The sequence below is a fragment of the Plantibacter elymi (nom. nud.) genome (assembly GCF_900177795.1).
GTDB lineage: Bacteria > Actinomycetota > Actinomycetes > Actinomycetales > Microbacteriaceae > Plantibacter > Plantibacter elymi.
In genome coordinates, this window is sequence record NZ_FXWJ01000004.1 from 521,254 (window position 1) to 537,254 (window position 16,001).

A 16,001-nucleotide genomic window follows, 5' to 3' on the forward strand; every position below is an offset into this window, starting at 1 on the left:
CCTGAGCTTGTCGAAGGGCGCACCCGATCGAAAGCGAACACCAGATGAGATACATCGTTGGCTACACCGATACGCCGGCGGGACGCGACGCCCTCGCGCTCGGCATCCGGATCGCTCGGACCACCGGCGCCCGGCTCGACATCGTCCTCGTGCTCGCGAACGAGGAGCGCCCGACGATCACCCCGGCCGATCCCGGGTACGAACGGTTCCTCCGGGAGACGGCCGAACGCTGGCTCGCCGAGGCGCTCGACGCGGTCCCCGCCGACATCACGGCCAAGACGCACCTCGTGTACGACGAGTCGTTCGCGGAGGGCCTCTTGGAGGCCTCCCGCATCCTCGAGGGCGGGCTCATCATCATCGGTGCGGCGCGCGGCGGACTCCTCGGGCGATTCACGCTCGGCAGCGTCGCGAACACGCTCCTGCATTCGGCGGTCGTCCCGGTCGCCCTCGCTCCGGTCGGCAGCCGCGACCTCCTCGACGCGCAGCCCACCGGCGGCACGGTCAGCCGGATCACCTGCGCGATCGGCACCCGTGCCGGCGCGCACCAGCTGCTCGACGCGGCCATCGTCGTCGCCAAGAACGCGGTCATCCCGCTCCGTCTGGTGTCGCTCGTCGCACTCGACCAGCCCGAGGGCGCCGAGCACCCCGAGGCGACCGCCCGGGCCGAGTCGCACGCGGCGGAGGTCCTCGCCTACGCGACCGAGCACCTGCCGAAGGACATCGACGTGACCACCGAGATCGCCTCGGGCACCCGCATCGAGGACGCCGTCTCGCACCTCGAGTGGAAGCCCGCGGAGATCGTGCTCGTCGGTTCCAGCCGACTCGCCACCCCCAAGCACCTCTTCCTCGGCTCCACGGCAGCGAAGATGCTGCGGGAGCTCCCCGTACCCATGGTGGTCGTTCCCCGCGACTCCGTGCTGACCCTCGGAGACCCGACATGACTCCTCCCGAAACCACCCCTCCGCGCGACGTCGCCCACCCCGAGACGACCGCGACCGGCGCCCTCTCCAAGAAGGGCCTCGGCGCCGGCACCGTCGGCCTCGTCGGCGCGATCGTCATCGGCATCTCGTGCATCGCCCCGGCGTACACCCTGACCGGTGCCCTCGGTCCGACCGTCGCGGAGGTCGGCACCCACGTGCCGGCCATCTTCCTCGTCGGTTTCATCCCGATGCTGCTCGTCGCCTTCGGCTACCGGGAGCTCAACAGCCGCATGCCGGACTCCGGCACCTCGTTCACCTGGGCGACGCGCGCGTTCGGCCCGTGGGTCGGTTGGATGGCCGGTTGGGGTCTCATCGCCGCGACCATCGTCGTGCTCTCGAACCTCGCGGGCATCGCGGTCGACTTCTTCTACCTGATGCTGTCGCAGATCTTCCAGAACCCCGACATCGCCGGCCTCACGTCGAACCCGTTCATCAACGTCATCACCTGTCTGGCGTTCATGCTCGGGGCGACGCTCATCTCCTATCGCGACATGCAGACGACGCAGAAGCTGCAGTACGTGCTCGTGGGCTTCCAGTTGCTCGTGATGGTGCTGTTCGGCATCGTCGCCTTCGCGCACGTCGCGGGCGGTGACGCGTTCGACGCCCTCCCGATCTCGCTCGACTGGTTCAACCCGTTCGCCGTCGGGTCGTTCAGCGCCTTCGCCGCCGGTCTCTCGCTCTCCATCTTCATCTTCTGGGGTTGGGACGTCACGCTGACGATGAGCGAGGAGACGAAGGGGTCGAGCTCGACGCCCGGCAAGGCCGCGACGGCCACGGTCGTCATCATCGTCGTCCTCTACCTGTTCCTGTCGGTCGCGCTCATCAACTACGCAGGCGTCGGCGACGGCGAGTTCGGGCTCGGCAACGAGGACATCCAGGGCAACGTGTTCTTCTCGCTCGCGGGGCCCATCCTCGGTCCGCTCGCGATCCTCGTGTCGATCGCGGTGCTGTCCTCCTCGGCCGCCTCGCTGCAGTCGACGTTCGTCTCCCCCGCGCGGACCCTGCTCGCGATGGGGCACTACGGCGCGCTGTCGCCGAAGTTCTCGAAGGTGCACCCGAAGTTCTTCACGCCCGGCTACGCGACGATCGTCTCCAGTGTCGTCGCGTCGGTGTTCTACGCGGTCATGCGCTTCATCTCCGAGGACGTGCTCTGGGACACGATCACGACCCTCGGCATGATGATCTGCTTCTACTACGGCCTGACGGCGTTCGCGTGCGTCTGGTACTTCCGGAAGCAGTGGTTCTCGAGCGCACGGAACTTCTTCTTCCAGTTCTTCTCCCCGCTCGTCGGCGGTCTCATCCTGGGCGTGCTGTTCTTCACCACGATCATCGAGAGCGCGAACCCCGACTACGGCAGCGGGTCGAACATCGGCGGTGTCGGGCTCGTGTTCATCCTCGGCATGATCATCATCGTGGCGGGCGTCGTCATCATGCTCATCCAGGCGAAGCTCCGACCGGACTTCTTCCGCAACAAGACGCTCGCCCGCGGCATCGCCGGTGACGCGAACGAAGCGGACGCCGCCCTCCCCGAATGACCCGCTGACCACGACGCCCGTCCGATGCACCGCCGTCGGACGGGCGTCGTGCGCTCGGCGCTAGACTGTTCGCATCCCCGCCGCGTCGCAACGAAAGAGACCTCCGTGCCGACCATCGTCGTAGAAGTCATGCCGAAAGCCGAACTGCTGGACCCCCAGGGCAAGGCCGTCGCCGGCGCCCTCGCGCGTCTCGGCAAGAGCGAGTTCACCGATGTCCGCATCGGCAAGCGCTTCGAGCTCACGGTCGACGGCCCCATCACCGACGCCACGCGCGCCACGGTGCAGCAGATCGCCGACGACATCCTCTCGAACGCCGTGATCGAGGACGTCGTGGCCATCCACTACCCCGAGGGCTCCGAGGCATGACGACCCGTATCGGTGTCATCACCTTCCCTGGTTCGCTCGATGACCGCGACGCCCAGCGCGCGGTCCGCATGGCGGGTGCCGAGCCCGTCGCGCTCTGGCACGGCGACCACGACCTCCAGGGCGTCGACGCCGTCATCCTTCCGGGTGGCTTCAGCTACGGCGACTACCTCCGCGCCGGCGCGATCGCCGCAGTCTCGCCGATCATGACCGAGTTGAAGGACGCCGCGGGCAAGGGCATGCCGATCCTCGGGATCTGCAACGGCTTCCAGATGCTCGTCGAGGCGCATCTGCTGCCCGGTGGCCTCATCCGGAACGCCCACCAGCAGTTCATCCGTCGCGACCAGCTGCTCACGGTGGAGAACGCCGACACCGCCTGGACCCACCAGTTCTCGAAGGGGCAGGAGATCACCATCCCGCTCAAGAACGCCGACGGTGGCTACATCGCCGACGCCGAGACCCTGGCGCGCGTCGAGGGCGAGGGCCTGGTCGCCTTCCGCTACGCGGGCGTGAACCCGAACGGTTCCCTCGACGACATCGCCGGGCTCACGAACCCGGCCGGCAACGTCGTCGGGCTCATGCCGCACCCCGAGCACGCGATCGAGCCGGGCTTCGGTCCCGACACCCCGCTCGCCATGCGCTCCGGTGTCGACGGTCTCGCCTTCTTCACGAGCGCCGTGCAGGCCCTCCAGGCGGTCTAGCCCGTTCGTTCGCCCATTTTTGGGCGAGGGAACGTTCGGTAGCCCAAACTTGGGCGAACGAACGCACCGGCTACGATCGAAGCTGGTCGGACCAATCGAGGGGGCGGATGTGGCTGAACCGCTCGAAGCGCTCGTGAGTCGCCTCATCGAGCTCTCCACCCCGGAGCCGGACACGACGGCGAGACGGCTCCCCCCGGAGCGCGAACTCGGCGAGGCACTGGAGATGAGCCGCGGCGCGCTCCGCGAACAGCTCGCCGTGCTGGAGCGACTGGGGTTCCTGTATCGGACGCAGGGACGCGGCACCTACCTGGACGCCCCCGGCGACGACTTCGTCCGGAGCTGGTTCACGATCTCCCGCCAGCTCGGCCATCTGACGGACCAGCAGTTCGCCCGCTCGCGGATGCTCCTCGAGGAGACCGTCGCGGAGGCCGCGGCCAGCCTGGTGACCGATGAACAGATCGCCCTCCTCCGCTCCGACGTCGACCGGATGATCGAGGCAACGCGAGCTGGTGACCACGAGGCCGCCCTCGAAGCGGACGTGACGTTCCACAGCCGCTTGAACGCGATCGTCGACGATCCGATCTTCCGGCTCATGCACGAGGGCTTCAGCCACGTCCTCCGCGAGGCGATCCGCACCAGGCGGCTGCAGGCCATCGCCGTCGAGGAGCCCGACGAACACGGCGTCCGCAACACCGACAGCGTCCACTACGCCGTCGTCGACGCCCTTGTCTCCCGCGATCCTGAAGCCGCGCGCCGAGCCATGCACCAGCACTTCGTCGATTGGCTGCGGCTCGGCGTCGACGCGCACTGACCGTTGCGGCCCGCACGCCTGGACCCCCGCACGGCCTCCACATTGGTCCAACCAATACTTGACAAGCGCGAGAGGGTCGCCATACGATCGTCCGCAGCAGATTGGTTCAACCAATCATCCGCTCACCCCGCGCACCGATGGAGGACGCCATGGCGACGACGCCACAGCCCGCAACCACGCTCACCTTCGTCGGCATCGGCGCGATCGGGCTCCCGATGGCCGCCCAGCTCGTGGCCGCCGGCCACTGCGTCACGGGCGTCGACCCGTTCCCCACAGCGCACGAGCGCGCCTCCGCCGTCGGCCTCGACGCCGTGTCCTCGATCGCTGAAGCACCCCGGGCCGAGGTCGTCATCGTGATGGTGGCGACGCCGGACCAGCTCTCGACCCTCGTCGACCAAGCGCTCGAGGCCACGGACGTCGCCGGACAGACCTGGGTGGTCATGAGCACGGTCGGCCCCGCGTCCGTCGCCGAGCAGGGCGCCCGCCTCACCGGAGCCGGGGCATCCGTCGTCGACGCGCCGGTCACCGGCGGCGTCGCCCGGGCCCGCACCGGCGAACTGTCCCTCTTCGTGTCCGGCCCCACCGCGGCGACCGACGCCGTGTCGGGCGTGCTCGGGGCACTCGGCGCCGTCCGGATCGTCGGCGAGGCCGTCGGCGACGGTCAGGGCATCAAGGTGGTCAACCAGCACCTCTGCGCCGTGCACATCGTCGCGGCCGCCGAAGCGCTCGCCCTCGCCGAATCCCTCGGCCTCGACCCGGCGACCGTGCTCCCCCTGGTCGAGTCCGGCGCCGCGGCGTCTTGGATGCTCTCCGACCGCGGGCCGCGGATGCTGCAGGGCACCGACGTCGAGGTCACGAGCCAGATCAACATCTTCGTCAAGGACGCCGGACTCGTGGCCGATGCGGCGAGCGCTGCGGGGGCGTCGACGCCCGTCCTCGACGCCGCCCGCGAGCGGTACCTGGCCGCGGCCGAAGCCGGCCTGGGCACCCGCGACGACTCCCGCGTGATCGAGACCTATCGCCCGAGCATCTGAGCGTCGCACGACCGCACGACCCCGCACCATTCGTTCAAGGAGGAACCCATGGCACACCCCACCCCAGCACCGGCTCCGGTGAAGGACAACCCGATCAAGGTCTCGACGGCCTCCATGATCGGGACGGCCGTCGAGAGCTACGACTTCTTCATCTACGGCACCGCGGCGGCCGCCTACTTCGGCACGGCCTTCTTCCACGCGGAGAACGCCTTCGTCGGTGTCCTCGCGAGCTTCGCGACCCTGGCGATCGGCTTCCTCTTCCGTCCACTCGGCGGCTACCTCGCGGGCCACTTCGGTGACCGGATCGGCCGCAAGACCATCCTCATCTGGGCGCTGTCGATCATGGGCGTCGCGACGTTCCTCATCGGTGTCCTCCCGACCTACGCGTCCGTCGGTGTCCTCGCGCCGATCCTCCTGATCGTGCTGCGCGCGGTGCAGGGCATCGGGTACGGCGCCGAGTGGGGCGGCGCCGTCCTGATGGCGGTCGAGCACGCTCCCCTCCGCCGTCGCGGGTTCTTCGGCGCGGTCCCGCAGATCGGCATCCCCGCCGGCCTGCTGCTCGCGAACGGTTCCTTCCTCCTGAGCGCCGCATTGTTCGAGGGCGACTGGGTGTGGAGGGTGCCGTTCCTGTTCTCCATCGTGATGGTCGCCATCGGCCTCTGGATCCGCCTCGGCATCCACGAGTCACCCGACTTCGAGCAGATGAAGGCCGCCGGCGAGATCCACAAGCGCCCCGCGGTACAGGTCATCAAGCAGGACTGGCGGGTCATCCTTCGGATCATCGGCCTGCGTCTCGCCGAGACCGGCGGCTACTACATCACGACGAGCTTCGCCCTGTCGTACGTCGTCCTCGCCGGTGTCTCCGACAAGCAGTACGTCCTGTACGGCACGCTCGTCGGCTCGGCGCTCGGCCTCGGGACACACCTCGCCTACGGCGCACTCAGCGACCGTATCGGCCGTCGGAACGTGTTCCTCATCGGCTCGATCTTCACGATCCTGTTCGGCATCCCGATGTTCCTGCTCATCAACACGGGCGCCGTCATCATGATCATCGTCGCCGTCACCTTGAGCCTGATCCTGAGCCACGACCCGATCTTCGCCGTCGAAGGGTCCTGGTTCTCCGAGCAGTTCGACCGGAACGTTCGTTCGTCGGGCATCTCGCTCGGCTACAACGGTGCGAGCGTCATCGCGGGCCTCCTGCCCTTCATCGCGACTGCTCTCTACGGCTGGATCGGTTGGATCGGCCCCGCTGTGCTCCTCAGCGCACTCGGGATCGTCTCCACCCTCTGCGCGCTCACCGCCCGCGAGACCGCGCCCATCAAGACGGGGCAGCTGTCCCGTCCGGACGGCCGTCAGGCCGAGCTCCTCCGCCGCTGATCCCGCTCCACGATCCACCGCGGGTGGTGGCGGGCGACCGACGCCGTCACCACCCGATCCGGAAGGAACCCCGCATGACCTCCACCATCACCAGCACGGTCGACCAGACCGCGACCCGCTCGTCGCGAAGCGCCGCCGTCGCGGCGGCCGCTCACCGCATCCGTCACCACATCCTCGACATGGGCGAGGTGCAGGGCCAGGGTTACGTCGGCCAGGGACTCGGCGCCGCCGACATCCTCGCCACCGCCTACGCCGACCTCCTGCGGCTCCGCCCGTCCGACCCACACTGGGAGGGTCGCGACCGCTTCCTGCTGTCGACCGGTCACTACGCGATCGGTCTGTACGCGGCGCTCGCCGAAGCGGGAGTCGTCCCGGTCGAGGAACTGGAGACCTACGGTTCCGACGACTCCCGCCTGCCGATGTCCGGCATGGCCAGCTACACCCCCGGCATGGAGATCTCCGGCGGTTCCCTCGGCCACGGGCTGGGCGTCGCCGTGGGCATGGCCCTCGGCCTCCGCCTGCAGGGGAACGACGCCCGCGTCGTGAACTTCCTGTCCGACGGTGAACTCGACGAAGGGTCCACCTGGGAGGCCGCGATGGGCGCGCACCACCACCGCCTCGGCAACCTCCTGGCCTTCGTCGACATGAACGCCCTGCAGGCGGACGGCCCCACGGCCGGCGTCCTCAGCATCGAACCGGCCCACGAGAAGTGGGCGTCGTTCGGCTGGTTCACCCAGCGCGTCGACGGCAACGACGTCGACGCCCTGCTGACGGCCGTCGACCGGGCGACCGCGGTCTCAGCCGCCGACGGCACCCCGGCCGTGATCCTCTGCGACACCCTCGTCGGACGCGGCGTACCACTGCTCGAGCAGCGGGAGAAGGCGCACTTCATGAAGATCGACGAACACGAGTGGCAGCTGTGCCGCGACCAACTGACCGCAGGACTCGATGGGACGGACCAGGCATGAACACCGCGATCACGACCCCGAGGCTCAAGACGTCCGCGATGATCGCGTCGTTCGCCGACCCCGGTCAGCGCACCTCGCCTGCGCCCTTCGGACACGCGCTCGCGAAGCTCGCCGAGACGGACCCCCGCGTCGTCGGCCTGTCCGCCGACCTCAGCAAGTACACCGACATGCACGTCTTCGCGAAGGCCCACCCGGAGCGCTTCTTCCAGATGGGGATGGCCGAGCAGTTGCTGTACGGCACCGCCGCCGGCATGGCGGAGACGGGTCTCGTCCCTTTCGCGTCGACCTACTCCGTCTTCGCCGCCCGTCGGGCGTACGACTTCATCTGCCTCGACATCGCCGAGCCGAACCTCAACGTCAACATCGTGGGCGGGCTCCCTGGGCTCACGACGGGGTACGGACCCAGCCACCAGGCGACCGAGGACGTCGCGATCTTCCGCGGCATGCCGAACCTCACGATCGTCGACCCGTGCGACGCCCTCGACATCGAGCAGGCCGTCCCGCAGCTCGCCGCCCATGAAGGCCCGACCTACCTGCGACTGCTCCGCGGGAACGTCCCGATGGTCCTCGACGAGTACGACTACACCTTCGAGCTCGGTAGGGCGAAAGTCCTCCGACCCGGTGCCGACGTCGTGCTCATCTCCAGCGGGCTCATGACGATGCGGGCCCTACAGGCGGCGGAGGCGCTCGCGGCACATCATCTCGACGTCTCGGTCGTCCACACGCCGACGATCAAGCCGTTCGACGAGGCGACGGTCCTCGCCGAGATCGACACTCCGCGCCTCGCGGTGACCCTCGAGAACCACACCGTCGTCGGTGGGCTGTTCGAGACGGTCGCGAGCGCGGTCGTGCGCCGCGGGCTCGGGAAGCGGGTCGTCCCGATCGGCCTCCCCGACGCGTTCCTCGACGCTGGGGCGCTCCCGACCCTCCACGAACGCTACGGACTCGCGACGACCAGTATCGTCGATCGCGTACTCACCGAACTCCGTCGCGACGACACCGCTTAGGACGCTATGAAAACCCTCATCCTCGACGACGACCCCACCGGCACGCAGTCGGCCTCCGGCGTCGACGTCCTGCTCGAGTGGGACGCCGACCTCATCGAGCAGGCCCTCGACGAAGCCGACGCGGTCTACCTGCTCACCAACACCCGCGCCGTCCCTGAGGAGGAGGCAGTCGCGCTCCTCGAACGCACTCGAACCGAGGCGGAGGAGGCGGGACGCCGTCTCGGCGAGCGGGTGCACATCGTCCTCCGAGGAGACTCGACCCTGCGCGGGCACGTGTTCCCCGAGACCGCGGTCTTCACCGGGGACCGCAGCGTCATCGTGTTCGTTCCGGCCTTCCCAGAGGGCGGGCGCACGACGATCGACGGCACCCACTACGTCCGGATCGGTGACGAGACGCTGCCGGCCCACGAGACGGAGTACGCCCAGGACCCCGTGTTCCCGTTCCGCTCGGGACACCTGCCGGACTACGTGCGCGAACAGTCCGGGCGGGAGGCCGCCCACTTCGGTCTGGCGGATCTCCGCGACGGCGCCGCCGAGTTCCGTGCAGCTCTCCGCGATGCCGTTCCCGGAACGGTGCTCCTTCCGGACGCGGAGACCGGAGACGACGTCCGGGTCATCGCGCAGGCCATCACGACGGCATGGGCCGACGGAGCCGACGTGGTCGTCCGGTCCGCGTCCCCCCTCGCTGCGGCCATCGCGGGCGTCGAGAGCGACGGCCTCCTCCCCTCGCCGCTCGTCGCGAAGCCGGTCGCCGCGCTCCTCGTCTGCGGCTCCCACACCATCGGTGCGACGCGACAGCTCGCGCCCGTCGAGGCGGCGTTCGGCCCCGCTGAGATCGTCCCGACGAGCGACGCCCTCCAGGATGCCGTCGCCACCGGACGGGCCGTGGCGGAGGTCGCTCGAGCGAGACTCGCCGCGACGGGGTTCGCCGCGATCTCGTCCGAGCGGGAACGGGACGCCTCGCACAACACGCTCGACCACGGCGAGCGGGTGATGACCGCACTGACGTCGGCGACCGCTGCGCTCCGAGGATCGGTGGAGGTCGTCGTGTCGAAGGGCGGCATCACCTCCGCCGAGGTCGCCCGGGTCGGCCTCGGCGCCAGGCGCGCGCGCGTCCTCGGACAAGTGCTGCCCGGGGTCTCGGTGTGGAGCGTGGTGACACCCGAGGACGAGGAGAAGCTCTACGTGGTCGTCCCGGGCAACGTCGGCGACCCGTCGACGATCGTCGACGTCCTTGCAGCGCTCGGCCGGACCGCCTAGCGCCCGAGGATCTCCGACGCGTTGTGGTCGATCCACGCCATCAACGGCATCAGGTGCTCATTGAGGTCGCGACCCCGGTCGCTCAGGCTGTACTCGACACGGGGCGGGATCTCGGGGTGCGCGACGCGGACGACGAGGCCGTCCTCCTCGAGCGTGCGGAGCGTCTGGGCCAGCATCTTCTCGCTGATGCCCTGGACCACCCGTCGCAGCTCACCCCAGCGATGGGTGCCGTCGGACAGCGCCAGGAGGACGAGGACGCCCCATTTGCTGGTCACGTGGTCGAGCACCGTGCGCGAGGGGCAGGCGGCCGGCAGGATGCCGTCGGTGAATCCGGGGCGTCTTCCCAGCTGCGTGTCTACGCTCGTCATGGCTCATTCCTTACTCGTCGGACAGTAGCTTACCTCAAAGTGGGTACTGCAGATCGGGAAGTAATGTGATCGGAAGCGGGTTCCTCCTCAGCGAACCCCATCGAAAGGACCCTCACATGTCTCTCGTCGTCACCGGAGCCACCGGCCAGCTCGGCCACCTCGTCGTCGAGCACCTGCTCGCCCGCGGCACCGACCCCGCCACCATCGTCGCCACCGGCCGCCGGACCGAGGCGCTCGCCGATCTCGCCGCGCAGGGCGTCCGCACCGCGAAGGTCGACTTCGCCGACCCCGCCACCCTCGACGCCGCCCTCGAGGCCGGCGACACGGTCCTGCTCGTCTCCAGCAGCGAGGTCGGCCAGCGCGTCGCCCAGCACGCCGCGGCCATCGACGCCGCCAAGCGCGCCGGCGTCGCCCGCCTCGTCTACACGAGCGCGCTCCGGGCCGACACCTCCCCGCTGATCCTCGCCCCCGAGCACAAGGCGACCGAGGAGCTCATCCACGCGTCCGGCCTCCCCTTCACCATCCTCCGCAACGGCTGGTACACCGAGAACTACGGCCAGTCCGTCGACCAGGCCAAGGCGACCGGATCGTTCGTCGGGAGCGTCGGCGACGGTCTCGTGTCGAGCGCGTCGCGCACCGACTACGCGGAGGCGGCCGCCGTCGTCCTCACAACCGACGGCCACGAGGGCAAGGCCTACGAGCTCGCCGGCGACGTCGCGTGGTCGCACCCCGAGCTGGCGCAGGCGATCGGCGAGGTCGTCGGCCGCGAGGTCGTCTACCAGGACCTCTCCCCCGAGGACCACCTGAAGGCGCTGCTGGCCGCCGGTCTCGACGAGGGCACCGCGGGCTTCGTCGTCGCCCTCGACGGCAACACCCGCGACGGGCTCCTCGCCGACACGAGCGGCGACCTCGGTCGACTGATCGGGCGTCCGACGACGCCCCTGGTCGAAGGACTGCGCACGCTCGTCGCCTGAGCCGCGTCGATATCTCCTGCAGTCAGCCGGGCCCGGAGCGCATGCTCCGGGCCCGTTCGCGTGCGCTGACGCCACGGCTGGAGGAATCCGTTGCAGAAACGCGATCCGACGCACGAATCCGTCACCTCGATCCGGGTTATGCTCTCGATACCGCTAGCGCGCCGAGGATGACGCGCCGGCCAGACGGCACCACCGACGCTTCGAGCAGGTGATATGACGAGCAACGCGGACACGGTCTTCACCGGAGGCACCGTCTTCCGGAACGCCCTGCTCACGCCGCAGTCCGGAGCCGTCGCCGTCTCCGACGGCCGGATCGTCGCCCTCGACGCCGACGCACACGCGGCGATCGGTCCCGACACCGAGATCGTGGACCTCCGAGGCGGTCTGCTGCTGCCCGGCTTCGTCGACGCGCACGTCCATCCGATCGAGGCCGGACTCGAACAGCTCGCGTGCGACCTGTCGGCCGAGCGCACCCCCGAGGAGTACCTCGCCACGATCGCCGCCTACGCCGAGGCCCACCCCGAGCGCCCGTGGATCGTCGGCGGCGGCTGGCAACAGGCCGCCTTCCCCGGCGGCACCCCGCTCGCCGCGGACCTCGACCGAGTGGTGCCGCACCGCCCCGTCTTCCTCCAGAACCGCGACCACCACGGCGCCTGGGTGAACACCGCGGCACTCCGTCTCGCCGGCATCGACCACACCACACCGGACCCCGCCGACGGCCGGATCGAGCGGGACGCGGACGGCACCCCGAACGGCATGCTCCACGAGGGTGCCCGCTCGCTCGTGTCGCGGTTCGTCCCCGTCGACACCGACGAGGACGTCGCGGCCGCCCTCGTCGCAGCCCAGCAGACCCTCCACGGCTTCGGTGTCACCGGCTGGCAGGACGCGATCGTCGGCGACTACGGCAGCCACACCGACACGAGCGACGCCTACCTGCAGGCGATGGCGGACGGGTCGCTCGTCAGCGACGTCGTGGGGGCGCTCTGGTGGGACCGGGATCGTGGGCTCGAGCAGATCGACGACCTCATCGCACGCCGCGACGCGATCGCACGCCGCGCCGCAGCCCTCGGGACGACGACCGGGCGCTTCACCGCGGGCACCGTCAAGATCATGCAGGACGGCATCCCCGAGAACCGGACCGCCGCGATGATCGACCCCTACCTCCGCACCTGCCACTGCGGTGACACCGCTCCCGAGCACGGCATCTCCTTCCTGGAGCCCGCGATCCTCGTCGAGGCGGTCACGAGGCTCGACGCCGCGGGGTTCCAGGTCCACTTCCACGCGATCGGCGACCGGGCGGTCCGCGAGTGCCTCGACGCCCTCGAGGCAGCGCGGGACAGCAACGGCGAGAGCGACAACCGGCACCACATCGCGCACGTGCAGATCGTCCACCCCGACGACCTGCCGCGGTTCGCCCGACTCGGCGTCACGATGAACATGCAGGCACTCTGGGCCACGTGGGAGCCTCAGATGCTCGAGCTGAACCTGCCCCTGCTCGGCGATGAACGCGCCTCCTGGCAGTATCCGTTCGGCGATGCTGCACGACTCGGCACTCTGCTCTGCGCCGGATCGGACTGGCCCGTCACGACCCCCGATCCGTGGCAGGCCCTGCACGTGGCCGTCAACCGGACGCTCCCGGCCGACGACCCCGATCACCACGCCGAACCGCTGAACCCCGGACAGTCGCTGACGCTCGGAGCCGCGATCGCCGCGTACACGCGCGGGTCCAACCGGATCGACCACCGCGACGACACCGGCGTGATCGAGGTCGGCGCCGTCGCAGACCTCGTCCTCGTCGATCGTGACCCGTTCGCCGGTCCCACCACCGAGATCGCGCACACCAGGACCGTCGGGACCTGGATCGCCGGACGCCGCGTCTTCACCTCCACCACCACATCAACCGAGCAAGGAACCTGACATGAAGAACCGATACCTGCTCCCGGCCGCACTCACGGCCGCCGCCGCGCTGCTGCTCACCGGCTGCGTCAACAACGAGGTCGCCACGCCCGACGCCACCGGCTCCACGGCCGCGGTGACCGTCGACAAGGCCGCCGAGGCCCTGCTCCCCGACGACATCCGTCAGGCCGGCAAGCTCATCCTCGGCACCGACGCGACCTACGCGCCCAACGAGTTCAAGGACGCGAACGGCGACCCGATCGGTTGGGAGATCGAGCTCGCCGACGCGATGGCCGGCAAGCTCGGCCTCACCACCGACTACCAGGTGGCGAAGTTCGACAACATCATCCCGAGCATCACCGGTGGCAAGTACGACGTCGGGTTGTCGTCCTTCTTCGACACCAAGGAGCGTCAGCAGCAGGTCGACATGGTCGACTACTTCACGGCCGGGATCCAGTGGGCGACCCTGGCGGGCAAGTCCGTCGACCCCGACAACGCCTGCGGGCTGAAGGTCGCCGTCCAGAACGGTACGACGGAGGCCCTCGACGACGTCCCCGCCAAGTCGCAGGCCTGCACGGACGCCGGCAAGCCCGCGATCGAGGCCCTCGGCTACGACACGCAGGACGAGGCGACGGCCGCGGTCACGCTCGGCCGCGCCGACGCGATGACCGCCGACTCCCCGGTCGTCCAGTACGCCGTCCAGCAGAGCGACGGGAAACTCGAACTCTCCGGTGACGTCTACTCGACCTTCCTCTACGGCATGCCGATCGCGAAGGACCGCGGCGACCTCGGCAAGGCCCTCCAAGCCGCCCTGCAGTCCCTCATGGACGACGGCACCTACGGCTCGATCCTGAGCAAGTGGGGCGTCGAGTCCGGCGCCATCGACAAGATCGACATCAACGGCGCGACGAGCTGACCATGAGCGACTCCAGAACGACCGGCACGGCGTCCGCGCCCCCGGTGCCGTTGAAGGTCGTCAAGCTCCGCCATCCGTGGCGGAACGTGTTCGCGGTCATCATCGTGCTGTTGCTCGTCGCCTTCGTGGTCGACGCGGCGACGCGGCCGGCGTACGACTGGCCGGCCGTGGGCAAGTACGTCTTCGACCGGCGGATCACCATGGCAGCGCTCATCACGCTGCAGCTGACGGTGTACTCGATGATCGGCGCCATCGTCCTCGGCGTCGTGCTCGCGATCATGCGACTGTCGCCGAACCCGGTGCTCAAGGCCATCGCATGGGGCTTCGTCTGGCTGTTCCGCGGGACGCCGGTCTACGTGCAGCTGGTCTTCTGGGGCCTGCTCGCGACGATCTATCCGACGCTCAACATCGGCTTGCCGTTCCTCCCGCCGATCGCGCAGCTGCCGACGGACGCCGCGCTGAACACGTTCTGGATCGCCGTCATCGGGCTGGCGCTCAACGAGGCCGCCTACATGTCGGAGATCGTTCGCGCCGGTCTGCTGTCGGTGGACCGCGGACAGGAGGAGGCGTCGACGGCGCTCGGGATGAGCTGGGCGCAGACGATGCGGCGGGTCATCCTGCCGCAGTCGATGCGGATCATCATCCCGCCGACCGGCAACGAGGTGATCTCGATGCTCAAGACCACCTCGCTCGTGACGGCCGTCCCGTTCACGCAGGAGCTCTACACGAGGTCTCGGGACATCTCGTCCGAGACGTTCAACCCGATCCCGTTGCTCATCGTCGCGTCACTCTGGTACCTGCTGTTCACCTCGATCCTGATGGTGGGCCAGTACTTCCTGGAGAAGCGGTTCGCTCGCGGGCTCACCCGGATCGACGCAGGGGCACCGGTCACGACCGAGGCCATCCAGGTCCAGGAGGCCGAGGCGCGCGCCAAGCAGAGTCCCGCCGACGGCGAGAGCGGAGAACGACGATGACGATCACGGACACGACCGACATGGTCCGCGCCGAGGGCGTGGTGAAGTCCTTCGGCTCGAACACGGTCCTCAAGGACATCTCGCTCACGGTACGACGCGGCGAGGTGATGTGCCTGGTCGGGCCGTCGGGCTCCGGCAAGTCGACCTTCCTGCGCTGCATCAACCACCTGGAGCGGGTCGACGGCGGACGGTTGCTCGTCGAGGGTGACCTCATCGGCTACCGCGAGCGGGGCGACAAGCTCTACGAGTTGAAGCCCAAGGAAGCGGCGAAGCAGCGGCGCGACATCGGCATGGTCTTCCAACGGTTCAACCTGTTCCCCCACATGACGGCGCTCGAGAACATCATCGAGGCGCCCATGCAGGTGAAGGGCCAACGGCGGGCGGTCGCCGAACAGCGCGGCCGGGAACTCCTGGACCGGGTCGGTCTGAGCGACAAGGCGGCTGCGTACCCCGGCCACCTGTCGGGCGGTCAGCAGCAGCGGGTCGCGATCGCGCGGGCCCTCGCGATGGATCCGAAGCTCATGCTGTTCGACGAGCCGACCTCGGCACTCGATCCGGAGCTGGTCGGCGAGGTCCTCGACGTCATGAAGGGGCTCGCGAAGGACGGCATGACCATGATCGTCGTGACGCACGAGATGGGGTTCGCCCGAGAGGTGGCCGACTCGCTCGTGTTCATGGACGGCGGCGTCGTCGTGGAGACGGGAGCGCCCCGCGAGGTGCTCGCCAACCCACAGCACGCCAGGACGCGGGCGTTCCTCTCGAAGGTGCTGTGAGCAAGAACGCCGCCCGCTCCCCCAGATCGGGGCGAGCGGGCGGCGTTCCACCCGAGGACGGGCG

The 16,001-nt window shown here is 69.3% G+C and carries 16 protein-coding genes; 15 read left to right on the plus strand and 1 reads right to left on the minus strand.

What is annotated here, in order from left to right:
* The first annotated feature begins 44 nt into the window (after positions 1–44).
* The 10 genes from CCK91_RS14915 to CCK91_RS14960 all read left to right on the plus strand — a co-directional run bounded on the left by CCK91_RS14915 (position 45) and on the right by CCK91_RS14960 (position 10,036).
* Entirely contained in the window at positions 45–941 is an 897-nt protein-coding gene (locus tag CCK91_RS14915; protein WP_086474644.1) for a universal stress protein, read from the plus strand.
* Positions 938–2,515 carry an APC family permease gene (locus CCK91_RS14920; RefSeq protein ID WP_086474645.1) on the plus strand — a complete coding sequence of 526 codons (1,578 nt, stop codon included), beginning with the start codon at positions 938–940 and terminating at the stop codon, positions 2,513–2,515. The genes CCK91_RS14915 and CCK91_RS14920 overlap by 4 nt, the downstream gene beginning before the upstream one ends.
* A 105-nt stretch (positions 2,516–2,620) precedes the next feature.
* Positions 2,621–2,881, plus strand: coding sequence for a phosphoribosylformylglycinamidine synthase subunit PurS (gene purS, locus CCK91_RS14925; protein WP_064294182.1), 261 nt, complete (start codon positions 2,621–2,623; stop codon positions 2,879–2,881).
* Positions 2,878–3,579: a phosphoribosylformylglycinamidine synthase subunit PurQ gene (gene purQ / locus CCK91_RS14930; RefSeq protein WP_064294181.1), complete on the plus strand. Its 702-nt coding sequence runs from the start codon at positions 2,878–2,880 to the stop codon at positions 3,577–3,579. The genes purS and purQ overlap by 4 nt, the downstream gene beginning before the upstream one ends.
* Before the next feature lie 109 nt (positions 3,580–3,688).
* Positions 3,689–4,390, plus strand: a complete 702-nt coding sequence (locus CCK91_RS14935) for a FadR/GntR family transcriptional regulator (protein ID WP_086474646.1) — start codon at positions 3,689–3,691, stop codon at positions 4,388–4,390.
* A 149-nt stretch (positions 4,391–4,539) separates the two neighbouring features.
* A complete protein-coding gene (locus CCK91_RS14940) occupies positions 4,540–5,424 on the plus strand; it encodes an NAD(P)-dependent oxidoreductase (protein ID WP_086474647.1) in 885 nt (294 codons plus the stop codon).
* A gap of 48 nt (positions 5,425–5,472) precedes the next feature.
* A complete protein-coding gene (locus CCK91_RS14945; RefSeq protein WP_086474648.1) occupies positions 5,473–6,801 on the plus strand; it encodes an MFS transporter in 1,329 nt (442 codons plus the stop codon).
* 74 nt (positions 6,802–6,875) lie between these two features.
* Positions 6,876–7,769: a transketolase gene (locus CCK91_RS14950; RefSeq protein ID WP_086474649.1), complete on the plus strand. Its 894-nt coding sequence runs from the start codon at positions 6,876–6,878 to the stop codon at positions 7,767–7,769.
* Entirely contained in the window at positions 7,766–8,776 is a 1,011-nt protein-coding gene (locus CCK91_RS14955; protein WP_086474650.1) for a transketolase family protein, read from the plus strand. Before CCK91_RS14950 ends, CCK91_RS14955 begins: the two co-directional genes overlap by 4 nt.
* Positions 8,777–8,782: 6 nt before the next feature.
* Positions 8,783–10,036: a four-carbon acid sugar kinase family protein gene (locus CCK91_RS14960; protein WP_086474651.1), complete on the plus strand. Its 1,254-nt coding sequence runs from the start codon at positions 8,783–8,785 to the stop codon at positions 10,034–10,036.
* Here the strand turns inward: CCK91_RS14960 and CCK91_RS14965 are convergent.
* A complete protein-coding gene (locus tag CCK91_RS14965; RefSeq protein ID WP_064294176.1) occupies positions 10,033–10,404 on the minus strand; it encodes a winged helix-turn-helix transcriptional regulator in 372 nt (123 codons plus the stop codon). The genes CCK91_RS14960 and CCK91_RS14965 overlap by 4 nt on opposite strands.
* A gap of 116 nt (positions 10,405–10,520) precedes the next feature.
* Here CCK91_RS14965 and CCK91_RS14970 point away from each other — a divergent pair, with 116 nt between their 5' ends.
* From CCK91_RS14970 to CCK91_RS14990, 5 genes are all read left to right on the plus strand, one after another.
* Positions 10,521–11,378 (plus strand): SDR family oxidoreductase, encoded by an 858-nt coding sequence (locus tag CCK91_RS14970; RefSeq protein WP_086474652.1) that lies wholly within the window; start codon positions 10,521–10,523, stop codon positions 11,376–11,378.
* A gap of 213 nt (positions 11,379–11,591) precedes the next feature.
* Positions 11,592–13,295, plus strand: coding sequence for an amidohydrolase (locus CCK91_RS14975; RefSeq protein WP_086474653.1), 1,704 nt, complete (start codon positions 11,592–11,594; stop codon positions 13,293–13,295).
* 1 nt (position 13,296) lies between these two features.
* Entirely contained in the window at positions 13,297–14,190 is an 894-nt protein-coding gene (locus CCK91_RS14980; protein WP_194599353.1) for an ABC transporter substrate-binding protein, read from the plus strand.
* A 2-nt stretch (positions 14,191–14,192) separates the two neighbouring features.
* Positions 14,193–15,164 (plus strand): amino acid ABC transporter permease, encoded by a 972-nt coding sequence (locus tag CCK91_RS14985; protein WP_079705041.1) that lies wholly within the window; start codon positions 14,193–14,195, stop codon positions 15,162–15,164.
* On the plus strand, positions 15,161–15,937 hold the full coding sequence (locus CCK91_RS14990) for an amino acid ABC transporter ATP-binding protein (protein ID WP_274598595.1): 777 nt from the start codon (positions 15,161–15,163) through the stop codon (positions 15,935–15,937). Before CCK91_RS14985 ends, CCK91_RS14990 begins: the two co-directional genes overlap by 4 nt.
* Positions 15,938–16,001 lie beyond the last annotated feature (64 nt).